Genomic DNA, 12,957 nt, shown 5'->3' on the forward strand with positions numbered 1-12,957 from the left:
CCGGGCGGCGGGGGGCCCGTAGCATACGAGGCCCGGAGAACAGGGGCGAGAATGGGTTCGCAGCATCCCGATTACGAGCGGCACGTCGACAGCGATGGTGTGACGCGCATCCAGCGGAAGCGCACCGGTAGCGGCACGTGGATCGTCGGGCTGGGGCTCGGCGTCACCATCCTGTGTCTGCTCTTGAGTGCCTGGCTCGTGTCATCGCCGGCTTCCGTGCCCGCTACACCCGAGGCCGAGCCCGAGAGGCTGGCACAGGCCGCCCCCGCGCCCTCCCCCACTCCGTCCCGTCCCGCGCCCAGGGTGGCCCCGCGGCCCCAGAGCGCCCCGGCCCAGCCGTCCGATCCCGCGCCCCAGGAGGAGCCCGTGGCGCAGGAGGCGGCACCCTCCGGACCCGCCGAGGGCATCAACCTGTACCGCCCGGGCACCAGTCCCCTCAAGCAGGGCATCATCGTCCCCGAGGACTTCGAGCTGCCTCCCGGCTACGTGCGCCACTACCAGTCCACGGACAATGGGGAGGGCATCAAACCGATCCTCATGTTCCATCCGGACTACAAGCCGGTGGACTCAAAGGGGACGCCGGTCGAGCTGCCCTCCAACCGGGTCGTCCCGCCCGAGCTGGCGCCCCAGGGCATGCCCATCGAAATCCTGGAGCTGCCCGAAGGGCCGGAGGGAGTGGAGCCCATTCCATGAGCGCGATGGCGGTCCGCGCGAGGCGCCTGGTGCTCCTGCTGCTCGGAGTGGCGGGCACCGCTGGCCTGCTGTGGTTGTTCGGCAGCCAGGAGCCGCTCTGGGTCTCGGCCGGTTGGGTATCGCTCGTGCCCTGGCTCTGGGTGCTGGACCGGGCCTCCTCCAAGCGGGAGGTGGTGCTCGCGGGCGTGGCCATGGGTTGCGCCTTCAACGCGGCCCTCTTCGGGTGGTTTCCCGGAGCCCTGCAGAGCTACTCCGGGGCGCCCCTGGCGGTGTGCTGGCTCGCCTTCCTGGTGCTGTCGCCCTTCATGGAGCTGCAGTTCATCACCTTCGCGCTCACCCGTTACCACCTGCGGCGCACCGCCCAGGAGAGCCCCCGGGCCTTCTGGCGCGTCACGCTCACGGGCGCGCTCGTGTACGTGGGCACCGAGTGGGTGAGCCCCAAGCTCTTCGCCGTGACGCTCGGGCAGGGCTTCATCGCTTCCGAGTCCCTGCGCCAGGGCGCGGACATCGCCGGGACGCACGGGCTCACGCTCGTGCTCGTCATCGTCAACACGTGCGTACTCGCGGCCGGCAGGGCCCTCATGGCCCACGGGGTGCGCGAGGGCTCGCGGCGCGCACTGGCTCCGGCGGCCGTGGGGGCGGCGCTCGTGCTGGCCTGCTTCGGGTACGGCCAGTTCCGCTACCGGCAGGTGGCCGCGCGCGAGGCGCCCAGGCAGGAACTCACGGTCGGCGTCGTCCAGGCCAACATCACCAGGTACGAGAAGCTCGCGGCCGAGATGGGCATGTACGACGTGGTCCGGATGGTCCTGGACACGCACTACCGGCTCTCGGCCGAGCTGCTCCAGAACCGGAAGCTGGATCTGCTCATCTGGCCCGAGACGGTGTACCCGACCACCTTCGGCACGCCCAAGAGCGACGCGGGCGCCGAGTTCGACGCGGAGATCCGCGAGTTCGTCTCGCGTGGCCAGGTGCCCCTGCTCTTCGGCACGTACGACCTGGAGCAGGAGCGCGAGTACAACGCCGCCATGTTCCTGGGCCCGGGGCGCAACGGGACGCTGGAGCGCTCGGCCTACCGCAAGACGATGCTCTTCCCGCTGACGGAGTGGGTCCCCGAGCTGATCGACTCGAAGTGGCTGCGCGAGCAACTGCCCTGGACGGGCTATTGGAAGCGGGGGCCCGGTCCCCAGACGCTGGCGCTCCCACTCGGCGGAGGCCGGGCGATCACCGTCGCGCCGCTCATCTGTTACGAGTCCATCTTCCCCAGCTACGTCGCCGAGGAGGCGCGCCGGGGGGCCGAGCTCATCATCACGCTGTCCAATGACTCGTGGTTCTCGGGGACGCCCGCGCCGAAGCAGCACCTGATGCACGCGGCGTTTCGCAGCATCGAGACGCGGCTGCCGCAGGTGCGCGTCACCAACTCGGGCATCTCCGCCCTCATCAGCCCCACGGGCGAGGTGCTCGCCGCGGTGCCGGACGCTCACCGCGCGAGCCTCGCCGTGACAGTCCCCCTGTCTCCCCCCGTGCCCACGCTGATGGTGCTCTGGGGCGACTGGCTGGGGCCCACCGCCCTGGTGTTGAGCGCCGTGCTGCTCCTCGTGCCCTCGCTCCTGGCACGGCGCAGGGCCCGTCAGGCTTGACGCCCCTGTCCATCGACACCGAGGACGCCGAGCCCTTCTGGCCATCCATCTTCAGGGTTGGATGGACTGGGACTCGCGCGGGCCCCTGTCCTTCGCGACCGGCATGTAACACTTGCCCCGGTGCTCGGCCTGGACCTCGTTGCAGGGCGGGCGCCTCGGCTGTTCCAACCAGCAACCACCGTTGATCTCCACCTCGTCCCACTTTGACTTGCAGGGCGCCACTGCCTGATTCCGGAAGGGCTTCGCTGGCATGGGGTAGGCGATGACACCTGTCTCCGGGTTGTACGTACTGATCAGACCGGGCGCATCGGCCTGTGACAGGGCCTCCAGGGCAACGCCGTGAGCGACGTGTTGTCCGCCGCTCCCGGCTCCCGAGAGGAGCAGCCAGAGGCCCGCGCCCAGGGTGACGAGGGCGAGGCCCGCGGCGGCGCGCCATCGCCAGGAGCGCAGCAGCCGGCGCGCCCTCCCCACGTACAACTTCACCCGTCCCACCGGCTGGCCCGTCAGGTGCCCGCGCGCCTGGACACTCCGCTCCACCCGCTCGAGCGCCGAGGTGATCAGGTCGAACATCCGCGCCAACTCCGGCAACGTGCCCGAAGCGGGACCCCGCTCCACCTCCAGGGCCACATAGGCAGGCGCCTCGTTCGAGGAGACGCGCACCTGCCAGGACTCCTCGGGCTCCCAGTCCATGCTCCGGCCGGGAACCAGCACCACGGCCGGAGCCCCCGTCTTCACGTGGTGCGCCTCGTACAGGCGTCCCAGTTCCGGCTCCACGCCCTCGAGCCGCCGGCCGATGCCGAACGGCCCCAGTCTGCCTCCCTTCCACTTCTTCTCGTCCGCCATGTGACTCCTCTCGGTTCCGCCGACGGCGCTCGCCGGTCTTCTCGACAACCTTACCAGAAAGGTTCTTCTCCGGCGGGTTGCCAGACAGGTTCTTTCAGGGCGCGCCGGTGCTCAGCGGCTGGCGGCGTGGGACTCGACCCGCTGCCACACGCGGAAGACGTTGCCCGAGGCGATCTTCTCGATGTCCGCCTCGCTGTAGCCGCGCTCGAGCAGGACGCGGAAGAGGTTGGGATACTGGGACACGTCCTTGAGCCCGATGGGGAGCGTGGGGCCCACGCCATCGAAGTCGGAGCCGAGGCCCACGTGGTCGATGCCCACCAGCTTCACCACGTGATCGATGTGATCGGCCACGTCCTCCACCCGGGCGAGCGGGGCGGGATGCTCGCGCATATAGGACTCCACGAACGCCCGCACCTCGGGGCTTTCAAAGGTCAGGCCGCGCTCCTGGGCGAAGGCCGTCAACACCTTGCGGCCCTCCAGCTCGTAGGCGTTGTAGGCCTGGGAGAGAAAGGCGGAGCCGAAGTTGATCATCACCACCCCACCCTTCGCGGCCAGGGCGCGGATGAGCTCGTCGCTGATGTTGCGCTCGAAGCCGGGCGTGAAGTGGCGGCACGAGGAGTGCGAGGCGATGACGGGTACCTGGCTCGCCTCCACCGCCTGGAGGATGGCGTCATCCGAGAGGTGCGAGACATCCACCATGATGCCCACGCGGTTCATCTCGGCCACCACCTGCCTGCCGAAGGGGCTGAGGCCATTCCAGGTGCGCTTGCCCGTGTTGAAGGAGGCATCGCTGAGCTGGTTGTCCTTGGAGTGCGTGAGGGTGATGTAGCGCACGCCGCGCTGGTGGAAGTGCGCCACGTTCTCCAGCGAGTCCTCGATGGCGGAGCCGTTCTCGATGCCCAGTGCGAAGGACACCTTGCCCTCCTGGGTGTTGCGCCGGGCCTGCTCGACCGAGTGGGCCATGGCGAACTTCCCGGGCGAGGTGCGGGCGATCTTCTCCATCATGTCGATCAGCGAGTCCGCGAGGGCCTTCGACGCACCGGGCTTCGTCTGGAAGCTCGGCGGGGATGTAGATGGACATGAAGGCCACGTCGAACCCGCCCTCCACGGCGCGCGGGTAGTCGAAGTCGCCTCCGGCGGTGCGCTGCGAGACGTCCTCGGTGGGCTCGCCATCCGGCCCCAGCTTCTCGTGGAGGCGGTAGGGCACGTCGACGTGGCCATCCGCGATGATGACTCGCTTCGCGAGCACGCGGCTGCGCTCGGCGAGGTCCGTGGAGGCGGGGCTCGTCGCGGTCTCCTGGCGGTTCGAGCCGTGGGTGCAAGACGTGGTGGCGAGCAGGAAGAGGCTGAGGAACGCGGTGGTCGGTCTCATGGGCCCTCCGCTTAGCGCACCGTCACCGGCGCGTCATCAGGGGTACTGGCCCACGGGGGGCGTGAATAAATCGAGGCGGGAAACGTCCCACCCATGAAGCGGCAGTGAGGGGAGAGACGACGTCATGACGCCTCGATGGTTGGTCTGTTTGGTTCTCGGTCTTGCGGCTCCGGCCGTCCATGCGCAGACGGCTCCGGTCGCCGCGCCAGAGTTCGGGTACACCGAGCAAGAGGACGTGGAGCTGGAGCCCCTGGCGCCCTCACCGCCTCCGGCGCTCCCCATGGAGCGGCCCGCGCCTCGGCCCTTCCCCGACGCGGTGTGGACCTCCGGACATTGGTACTGGGACGGCGGCGAGTGGCGCTTCAAGCCCGGAGCGTGGATCGCGCGGATGCCGGGTTATCAATTCGTCAACGGCTACTGGCAACAGGATGGAGACGTCTGGCGCTGGATCTCCGGTGGCTGGGCGAGACCCGGCTCGACGGACGTGGAGATCCCCATCGACGTGAGCAGCGAGGAGGTCGCGACGACCCAAGCGCCTCCCCAGCTCCGGGTGGAGGCTCCCCCGCCCCCTCCCGCGCAGAACCTCACGTGGGCACCCGGTTACTGGTACTGGTCCGGGACCCAGTACGTCTGGGTGGAGGGAACCTGGGTCGCGCCTCCCCAGCCGGGCCTGGTCTTCGTCGCGCCAAGATGGAGCCGGCGTGGCCACTCGTGGATCTTCATCGACGGGGGCTGGGCTCCGCGTGGCTCGGTCCGGATCGTCGTTCCGGAATACCGCCACGCGAGGGTCGCCGTCAGGTGGGGGCATCCCAACCACTTCTTCCACACCTGGAGGCGCTACCCGGTGATGCGCGGCCACGAATGGAACCGGCCCTGGGGCTGGGGCCGCCATCACCGCAACCGCTACCACGACGCGAGCCCGTACCGTGACCACCACCGCGGCGGCCATCGAGGCGGCCGAGGCGGTGGCCACCGGGGTGGCGGGCATCACCGGTAAAAGGCCGGTCCATCACTTGACCGCTTCGGTGGGGTTGCCTGCCTCCTTCCAGCCCTTGAGCCCATCGGACATCACAGACGCCTTGGTGTAACCCGCTTCAGCCGCCCGACCGGCGGCAGTGTGGGAAGCCCCTCAACGTTTGTTGCTGCAGTAGAAGACGAGCGGGGTGTCCTTGCCCTGGGGCAGCACGGCCTGCACGTCGTACTTCCGGTAGTTGTCGAGCAGGATCGCGCCAGGAACCTTGCCGTTGCTCTGACGGAAGTCCTCGCCGTTCGCATCCACGAACACAGCGCCCGCCTTGTGCGCCGCGACGGATTCGGGGACGGTGAGTTCCTTCACGGCCGGATGCGCGGACTTGCACCCTCCCGCGCCGTATCCACTCGGTGGAGCGGTGCAGAGGGGCGGCGCAGATGTGATAACGGGTGCGCCGCCCGCCGGTCTGCCGACGGGGATGGGCGGTGCTCAGGTCGCGGCAGAAGAGGTGGAGGGCATCTGCGCGGCAGCCGCGCGCGCGGCCTTCCACATGGGCGGCAGCAGTTCATCGAGACGGCGCTGCGGCCAGCCCTGGGCGAGCTTCTCCAGCACGTCAGCCAGGTACGCCCACGGCTCCACCCCGGCCAGCACGCACGTGGCCACCAGCGTGTACACGCACGCGGCGCGCTCGGCTCCCGCGTCGCTGCCGGCGAACAGGTAGTTCTTCCTGCCGACGGCAATCTCCCGCAGCCGCAGCTCCGAGGCGTTGTTGTGCAGCGGCAGGCGCGCGTCCTCCATGAAGCGCGTCAGCGACTTCCACTGGTTGATGGCGTAGCGGCACGCCCGCGCCAGCGGACTCTTGGGCGGCTCCCGGTTGTAGACTTCGGCCACCCAGCGCCCCAGGTGCTCCGTGACAGCGCGTGAGAGCGTGTCGCGCCTGCGCAGCCGCTCGGCCTCGTCCACCTGTTGCTCGTCGGCTTCGCGCTCCACCTCGAAGAGCCGGCCGATGAGAGAGAGCGGCAGCGCCGCTCGTGTGTCACCAGCGTCCAAGGCCTCGACGAAGTAGCGACGGGCATGGCTCCAGCACCCCACCTCCAGCGCGGTGGCGCCCTGGCGGGTAAACAGCTTGTCGTAGCCCTTGTACCCGTCCACCAGCAGCCAGCCCTCACGCTTGTCCAGGAAGGACAGGGGCCCTTCTTCCTTCCAGTCCGGCGTGTAGACGAAGGCCGCCCAGGTGGTGTCCCCCAAGTACACCCACATGTGCCCGCGCTTGAGGCCGTTGGGGTGCTCTCTGTCGAGCACCTTCAGGTGCGTGTCGTCGCTCTGCAACACGTGCGAGTCCAGCGCCCGCCGGGCCACCTCCCGGGCCAGCGGCTGGAGGGTGTCGGCGCCCGCGGCCACCCAGTCCGAGAGCGTCGAGGTACGCAGCTGCACGCCATGGCGCGCGTACATGCCGCTCAGCCGGTGCAGCGGCAGGTGGTCCTTGAATTTGGAAACGAGGATGTGGGCCACCAGGCCCGGTCCGGGCAATCCCCCCTCAATCACCCTGTCGGCGGGAGGAGCCACCACCAGCCCGTCACCACACGGCCGGCAGGCGTACTTGGGCCGTACCTCCTCAATCACCTTGAAGTGACCGGGCACCCACTCCAATGTCTCGCTCCTCTCCTCGCCACAGCACGTCTTGTCCCGCCCGCATGCCTCGCACCGCAGCGCCTCGGGCGGGGGCTGGTGGACGCGCTGCTCGCGCGGCAGGCTGGAGGGGAGCGGACGGCGCCCGTGCCCCTTGCGCTCCTTCTTTCGCGACTCCTCGTGTGATGGCTTGGAGGGCGGCGTGGAGCCCGCCGCGACGCCTGCGTCCCTGGCCTCAGGCGCCGCCGCCTCTTGGGCCCCGGCGTTCTCCTGGCCCAGTTGCTCCAGGAACAGCGACAGTTGCTCGGCGGATAGCTTCTCGCTTTGGCGGCCAAACCGCTGGCGCATCTCCTTGCGCAGCCGCAACTCCAACTCGGTGTTCTTCTCCACCAACTGCGAGAGCAGGCCCACCACCAGCTCAATCACCTGCTCGTCCTGGCCCTCGGCCAGCAGCGTGCGCAACAGCGCCGCCACGCCGTGTACGTCCGTCGTCTTCTTGCCGGGGGCCGCGCCGCTCATGTCCCGGGACATGAGCCATGGAGCTGCCCCTGGACGCAAGAGGTATTCTCAAGCAGCCGACTTCAGAGGTGGGGGCTGCCAGCGAGGCCGGCGGACACTGGCCTTCAAATCAATCCCCTCCAGCAGCAGGGTGAGCTCCACCGCGTCCAGGGTGACGGCGCCCGTGTCCTCCGGTAGCGAGCGCGGCAGGCGGAAGCTGCCCTTCTCCAGGCGCTTGGAGAAGAGGCAGAAGCCACCGGAGTGCCACCACAACACCTTCACCATGTCGCGCGTGCGGTTGAAGAAGACGAAGAGGTGTCCACTCAAGGGGTCCTCCCGCAGTACCTGTCGCGTCAGCAAGGAGAGCCCGTCGAAGGACTTGCGCATGTCCACCGGCTGGCTCGCCAGGTGGATGCGCACCGAGGAGGGCAGTGTCAGCATGCTTCCTCCAGCACCCTCACCAGCCGCGCCAGCGCGTCCGCGTCGAAGCCCGGCTCCACACGGATGCGCCGGCCCCTGGCCAGTAGCACCTCCATGCTGGCTGTGCCCGGTGCCCGCTGTGCTTCTGTCGACGGTGGCGCCGCGACGTGCACCGGGACGAACGAGAGCGCCGGGCCCGCCTCCTCGGCCCGCCGCTTCTTCCACCACCTCAGCCGCTGCGGTGTAAGCCCATGGCGGCGGGCGAACTCCGCCACCGACAACCCGCTCTCCTCGTAGGCCTCGAGCACCTCCTGCGCTTCGGCCTCCGTCCAGTAGTTGCTTGCCGCGGCCCTCGCGAGCGTTGCGTCCACTTCTTCCGTGTTGCGTCCCATGTCTACACCTCCTGGAACGCGACGCTGAACGCCTCCTCCCTCACTCGGAAGGTGTGGTCCGCCGAGCGCTTACGTCCGACGCAGCCACTCGTGGATCTTCATCAACGGGGTTGGGCTCCCCATGGCTCGGTCCAGGTCGTCGTTCCGGAGTACCGCCACGCGAGAGGTGCCGTGAGATACCGATGATGCGCCAGCACGAATGGGGTCGGCCTTGGGGGCGCCCATCACTGCTCCCGCTACCACGATGCGAGCCCGTACCATGGGTAGCCATCAGCATCGGACCAGCACGGGCGCCAACAACAAGAGCGCCGCCGGGCCCACACATCAATCCAGGTCAAGTAGCTTCAAAAGCAACAGGCTCTAGCTGTCTGCTCCTTCTTCTTGATGACTCTGCAACGACATCGTCTTTCTCTCGCGATGCCGTTGCTCTACACCAAGCGCATTTACGACCCGAAACAATCCGTGACAAATGCTTCGCTAGTCGCACAGCAATTTTTAAGCGTTCCTCCTCCGTCATATTGCGGATAGCTTCTGCAGTAACCGCATAGCCAGCAACTTGCGAGACCAGCGCGTAGTTCAAGCGCATCCACACTTCCGCATCACGCTGACCGCGACGCGAAACGAGAGCTTTCAAGGGTGTCGGCTCAAAGCAAAATGAAAGCTTCACTCCCTGAATCCGCGCATACAAGTTCCTCGCAAATGCCGCAGACGACCCATCGTACAAGGTCACATGTGGGTTATATGGGTAGTCACGCTTAAACCAAGCACGCCTCAACGCATCCGATTCGCACCGAAGAAAAACCGTGTTCTGCCTATGCTCAAAGAAATTCCCGACGCCACTCACGAAAACAGGCTCGCTCGTGACTTCTCTCGTCAAAACTGGCATCTTGAATCTTTGACGATACGGACCACGAACGGTGACATGCGCACTTGTTTTTTCGTCGGGATTACAAATCAATCGAATAGCATCCAGATGGCTCGCAATAGCTTCATCGCCAACATAAACCACATAAAAGACGCGCATGAGCCCTCGCTACACCACCAGATACTTCAAGTTTTCTGGATCGCTGGCGTCCCAAATAAGCCGGTAGAAAGCACCGGAAAACGCCTGCGCACGATCGAGAGCTTCGGTCCTATTTTCTTTTTTTGCAATCCACGCCAATTGCTCGTCAGGCGGTTTGGCTGCAAATTCAAGGAACCATTGATATTCGCCAAGAAGCGAATCAATAAGCTGCCCACGCTCTTCTGAATCATTACGAAGAGACTCGATGCGCAACGCAGGAGCTGTCTTCACAAGCGACAAAACACCCGCCGAGTCAATCGTTGGTCGCGCAACCAAACAAGCAAGCGCAGAGTAGCAAGTCATCAACCGGCTGAACTTCAGCTTTATGTTCTTTAGCTGAGACTTTACCTTCTCATCTCCCGTGAGCGATCGATTGCGGTTGTGCTCATAATTCAGACAGAGCGTCTTCCAATATCGCTGGATATCATTAACAAGAAAGACCGGCCGGAAGTCACTGGCGTGGTCTTTGTAATCGCGAAAGTACGTCTCAACGATATCGCCAAGAACTTTTTCGTACGTTCCTGCACCGTAGAGCGGTCGACTCTCAAGAAGCAAAAGCATGCGTGCCGTGAAGTAATTTCTATAATCGTCCTCAGGACTTCCAAGCGCAGCTTGGATATCCTCAAGATAATGAATCTCAAGAAATCGACCGTCTCGTGAGAACTCCGGGAAACTCTCTCTTTTGGCGAGCTTAATCAACTCGGCATCAACCAAAACTTTATCAAGACGAGAGACCCGATGGATCTTTTCATTCCCAAGATGTACAAAAAACAGATCTAAGTCCGAGTGCTGAGTAGCCTCAAGGCGCCCAAACGAGCCCGTGACATATATGCAAAGCGGATCGAGCCTTTTGACATACTCCAGCTCACCGACCTGGGTCGAGAGCTTGTCCAGTCTATCTTGACTGAATTTTCGCCTCTCTTCGAAAATGCTCATCTCCGCCTCCGATACCATCCACTTCAAAACCCGATACCACAACCCGTAAAAAAATATTTCACAACTCCCCCTCATAAGGGGGACCCGGGAGCACGGAAATTCTTAGTCTGCTCCTGCCCACGCTCTACTAGTTCCCCGCCAGAAGGATGTCCAGGGGGTGGGATAGTTGACGAACACCGCGACACATCTACCCCACACGCTCCCACATCGCAACTTTAGGGCCACCAGTCGGCGCATGCTTTCGTCAACCTCTCGACGACTCGCCATTGACTGCATGCTGCAACCATCAATCATCGAACGCATCAACACCTGTTTATGCAGATGTCAATCCGAGACAACCGACGACACAAGCCTACAACAATGCACTGTCCCAAGAATGGACAATGCAATGCGCATTAACCGCTGCCTCCAGAGGAAAAATGGATTTTCTCAGAGGGACGCGGAGGCCTCGGCCAGCTTCTCCTGGGCCGCTTCCCACTTCGCGTAGAGCTGCTCCAGCTGCTCCTTGCCCTCGCGGTGCGTGTCCATCAGCGGCTTGGCCTTCGCGAAGTCGTTGTAGAGCACCGGATCCGCCAGCTGCGTCTCGCGCTCCTTCTGCGCCGCCTCCAGCTTGGAGATCGCCTCCTCCAGCTTCGCGATCTCCTTCTTGATGGGGCCCTCCACCGCGCTGCGCTTCTGCCGTGCCTCGGCCTCCATCCGCTTGCGGTCCTTCTCCGTCAGCCCCGCCGCCGCGCCCTTCTCCGACACCTTCTCGCCCAGCCCCGCCGCCTCGGCCGCCAGCCGCTGCTGCTCCTGGTGGTACAGGTAGTCGTCCAGGTTGCCCGGGTGCGGCACCGCCTTCCCGCCCACCACGTCCCAGACGTGCGTCGACAACCCGTTCACGAAGCTCCGGTTGTGCGAGACGAACACCAGCGTCCCCCCGTACCCCTTCAGCGCCTCGATCAGCATCTCCGTCGAGTCCAGGTCCAGGTGGTTCGTCGGCTCGTCCATCAGCAGCAGGTTGGAGGGCACCAGCAGCAGCTTCGCCAGCGCCACGCGCGCCCGCTCGCCACCGCTCAGCACGCCCACCGGCTTGTCCACGTCGTCACCCGAGAACATGAACGCGCCGAGCACCCCGCGCACGAAGCTCTCCGGCTTGTCCGCCGCCAGCGGCCGTACCTCTTCGATGATGCTGTTGTGCTTGTTCAGCTTGTCGCCGTGGTGCTGCGCGTAATACCCCATCACCACGTTGTGCCCGAGCTTCACCGTGCCGCCATCCGGCACCAGCTCGCCCGCGATGATCTTCAGCAGCGTCGTCTTGCCCGCGCCGTTCGCGCCCACCACCGCGATGCGCTGCCCGCGCTCCACCCGCGCGTCCAGCCCCGAGTACACCACCGCCTCGCCGTAGCGCTTCTGGATGCCCTCCAGCGTCACCACGTCACGCCCCGAGCGCTCCACCTCCGGGAAGCGGAAGCGCATGGTGGCCCGCTCCTCGAGCACCTGCACGTCTTCCATCTTCTCCAGCATCTTCGCGCGGCTCTGCGCCTGCCGGGCCTTCGTCGCCTTGGCGCCGAAGCGATCGATGAACGCCTGCAGCTCCGCCTTGCGCGCCTCGACGCGCTCGGACTGAGCCTTGAGCTGCTCCATCTCCTCGGCGCGCTGCCGCTTGTACGTGTCGTAGTTGCCCACGTACGAGCGCAGCCCCTCCATCTCCAGCGAGAGGATCCGGTCCACCTGCCGGTTGAGGAAGTCCCGGTCGTGCGAGATGAGCACCACCGCCTTGTTCGAGCGCTTGAGGAAGCCGTCGAACCACGCCAGCGTCGGCACGTCCAGGTGGTTGGTGGGCTCGTCCATCAGCAGCAGGTCCGGGTCCTGGAGCAGCAGGCCCGCCAGCGCCGCGCGCATGCGCCAGCCGCCGCTCAGGGCGCCCGTGGGCTTGGCCAGGTCCGCCTCGCGGAAGCCCAGTCCCTTGAGGATGCGCTCGGCGTGGTGCCGGCCGTAGTGCTCCTCGAAGTGGTCCAGTTCCGTGTGCAGGTCCGCCAGCGTCTGGGCCAGCTCGAGCTGCTCCTCTTCGTTGGCCGCCTTGCCGAGTGCCTCCTCGGTCTCCCTCAGGCGGGCCTCCAGCGCGTCGCGGCCGGGCACCGTGCTCATCACCGCGTCCACCACCGAGCCCTCGGGCAGGCCCGCCAGCTCCTGGGGCAGGTAGCCGATGCGTGCCTTGCGCCGGTAGGTGAGCGACCCCGAGTCCGGGTGCTGCACCCCCGCGAGGATCTTCATCAGCGAGCTCTTCCCCGTACCGTTGGCCCCGACCAGACCGATGCGGTCCTTGGGGCTGAGGGCGAAGCTTTCGTTGTCGAAGAGAACCTTCTTCCCGTAGGAGAGGCAGATGTCCTGGGCGATGACGAGACTCATGGCGGATTCGGGGGTGTAACAGTCCAGCGGCCTTCCGGGAACGGCCGATTCGCCCGCCCGCTCCCTCCCCCACCCCAGGCCCGGGGCGGCCTCCCGCCAGGACCCCTGCCCGG

At 66.0% G+C, this 12,957-nt stretch carries 12 protein-coding genes; 3 read left to right on the plus strand and 9 right to left on the minus strand.

The window, feature by feature from the left end; translation table 11 throughout:
- The first annotated feature begins 51 nt into the window (after positions 1-51).
- A complete protein-coding gene (locus ACN28I_RS08465; protein WP_420941573.1) occupies positions 52-693 on the plus strand; it encodes a hypothetical protein in 642 nt (213 codons plus the stop codon).
- A complete protein-coding gene (lnt, locus tag ACN28I_RS08470; RefSeq protein WP_420941574.1) occupies positions 690-2,330 on the plus strand; it encodes an apolipoprotein N-acyltransferase in 1,641 nt (546 codons plus the stop codon). Before ACN28I_RS08465 ends, lnt begins: the two co-directional genes overlap by 4 nt.
- A gap of 51 nt (positions 2,331-2,381) precedes the next feature.
- Here lnt and ACN28I_RS08475 read toward each other — a convergent pair whose 3' ends face one another.
- Both ACN28I_RS08475 and ACN28I_RS08480 read right to left on the minus strand, forming a co-directional pair.
- Positions 2,382-3,173 carry a hypothetical protein gene (locus ACN28I_RS08475; RefSeq protein WP_420941575.1) on the minus strand — a complete coding sequence of 264 codons (792 nt, stop codon included), beginning with the start codon at positions 3,171-3,173 and terminating at the stop codon, positions 2,382-2,384.
- Between the two features lie 111 nt (positions 3,174-3,284).
- Complete coding sequence (locus tag ACN28I_RS08480; RefSeq protein ID WP_420941576.1) at positions 3,285-4,178, minus strand: dipeptidase; 894 nt, start codon at positions 4,176-4,178, stop codon at positions 3,285-3,287.
- A gap of 515 nt (positions 4,179-4,693) precedes the next feature.
- Between ACN28I_RS08480 and ACN28I_RS08485 the strand changes: the two genes are divergently transcribed.
- Entirely contained in the window at positions 4,694-5,542 is an 849-nt protein-coding gene (locus ACN28I_RS08485; RefSeq protein ID WP_420941577.1) for a hypothetical protein, read from the plus strand.
- A 132-nt stretch (positions 5,543-5,674) separates the two neighbouring features.
- On the opposite strand, the gene ACN28I_RS08490 is transcribed toward ACN28I_RS08485, so the two are convergent.
- From ACN28I_RS08490 to ACN28I_RS08520, 7 genes are all read right to left on the minus strand, one after another.
- Positions 5,675-5,881, minus strand: coding sequence for a hypothetical protein (locus ACN28I_RS08490; protein ID WP_420941578.1), 207 nt, complete (start codon positions 5,879-5,881; stop codon positions 5,675-5,677).
- Between the two features lie 123 nt (positions 5,882-6,004).
- Positions 6,005-7,675: an IS66 family transposase gene (gene tnpC / locus ACN28I_RS08495; RefSeq protein ID WP_420941579.1), complete on the minus strand. Its 1,671-nt coding sequence runs from the start codon at positions 7,673-7,675 to the stop codon at positions 6,005-6,007.
- A gap of 36 nt (positions 7,676-7,711) precedes the next feature.
- On the minus strand, positions 7,712-8,083 hold the full coding sequence (gene tnpB, locus ACN28I_RS08500) for an IS66 family insertion sequence element accessory protein TnpB (RefSeq protein ID WP_420941580.1): 372 nt from the start codon (positions 8,081-8,083) through the stop codon (positions 7,712-7,714).
- The gene (gene tnpA / locus ACN28I_RS08505) at positions 8,077-8,454 is read right to left on the minus strand and encodes an IS66 family insertion sequence element accessory protein TnpA (RefSeq protein WP_420941581.1); all 378 of its coding nucleotides are present in this window, start codon (positions 8,452-8,454) and stop codon (positions 8,077-8,079) included. Before tnpA ends, tnpB begins: the two co-directional genes overlap by 7 nt.
- A gap of 334 nt (positions 8,455-8,788) precedes the next feature.
- Entirely contained in the window at positions 8,789-9,478 is a 690-nt protein-coding gene (locus ACN28I_RS08510; protein ID WP_420941582.1) for a hypothetical protein, read from the minus strand.
- 9 nt (positions 9,479-9,487) lie between these two features.
- Positions 9,488-10,453 (minus strand): hypothetical protein, encoded by a 966-nt coding sequence (locus ACN28I_RS08515; RefSeq protein WP_420941583.1) that lies wholly within the window; start codon positions 10,451-10,453, stop codon positions 9,488-9,490.
- 429 nt (positions 10,454-10,882) lie between these two features.
- On the minus strand, positions 10,883-12,844 hold the full coding sequence (locus ACN28I_RS08520; protein ID WP_420941584.1) for an ABC-F family ATP-binding cassette domain-containing protein: 1,962 nt from the start codon (positions 12,842-12,844) through the stop codon (positions 10,883-10,885).
- Between the last annotated feature and the right edge of the window lie 113 nt (positions 12,845-12,957).

The sequence above is a fragment of the Archangium gephyra genome, assembly GCF_049060025.1.
Taxonomy (GTDB): domain Bacteria; phylum Myxococcota; class Myxococcia; order Myxococcales; family Myxococcaceae; genus Archangium; species Archangium gephyra_A.

What these genes read in the sequence shown, in the direction of transcription:
- lnt (WP_420941574.1), top strand. Translation starts at nt 690, where the DNA reads ATGAGCGCGATGGCGGTCCGCGCGAGGCGCCTGGTGCTCCTGCTGCTC.
- tnpC (WP_420941579.1), bottom strand. Translation starts at nt 7,675, where the DNA reads ATGTCCCGGGACATGAGCGGCGCGGCCCCCGGCAAGAAGACGACGGAC.
- tnpA (WP_420941581.1), bottom strand. Translation starts at nt 8,454, where the DNA reads ATGGGACGCAACACGGAAGAAGTGGACGCAACGCTCGCGAGGGCCGCG.
- tnpB (WP_420941580.1), bottom strand. Translation starts at nt 8,083, where the DNA reads ATGCTGACACTGCCCTCCTCGGTGCGCATCCACCTGGCGAGCCAGCCG.
- ACN28I_RS08515 (WP_420941583.1), bottom strand. Translation starts at nt 10,453, where the DNA reads ATGAGCATTTTCGAAGAGAGGCGAAAATTCAGTCAAGATAGACTGGAC.
- ACN28I_RS08475 (WP_420941575.1), bottom strand. Translation starts at nt 3,173, where the DNA reads ATGGCGGACGAGAAGAAGTGGAAGGGAGGCAGACTGGGGCCGTTCGGC.
- ACN28I_RS08510 (WP_420941582.1), bottom strand. Translation starts at nt 9,478, where the DNA reads ATGCGCGTCTTTTATGTGGTTTATGTTGGCGATGAAGCTATTGCGAGC.
- ACN28I_RS08520 (WP_420941584.1), bottom strand. Translation starts at nt 12,844, where the DNA reads ATGAGTCTCGTCATCGCCCAGGACATCTGCCTCTCCTACGGGAAGAAG.
- ACN28I_RS08465 (WP_420941573.1), top strand. Translation starts at nt 52, where the DNA reads ATGGGTTCGCAGCATCCCGATTACGAGCGGCACGTCGACAGCGATGGT.
- ACN28I_RS08480 (WP_420941576.1), bottom strand. Translation starts at nt 4,178, where the DNA reads ATGATGGAGAAGATCGCCCGCACCTCGCCCGGGAAGTTCGCCATGGCC.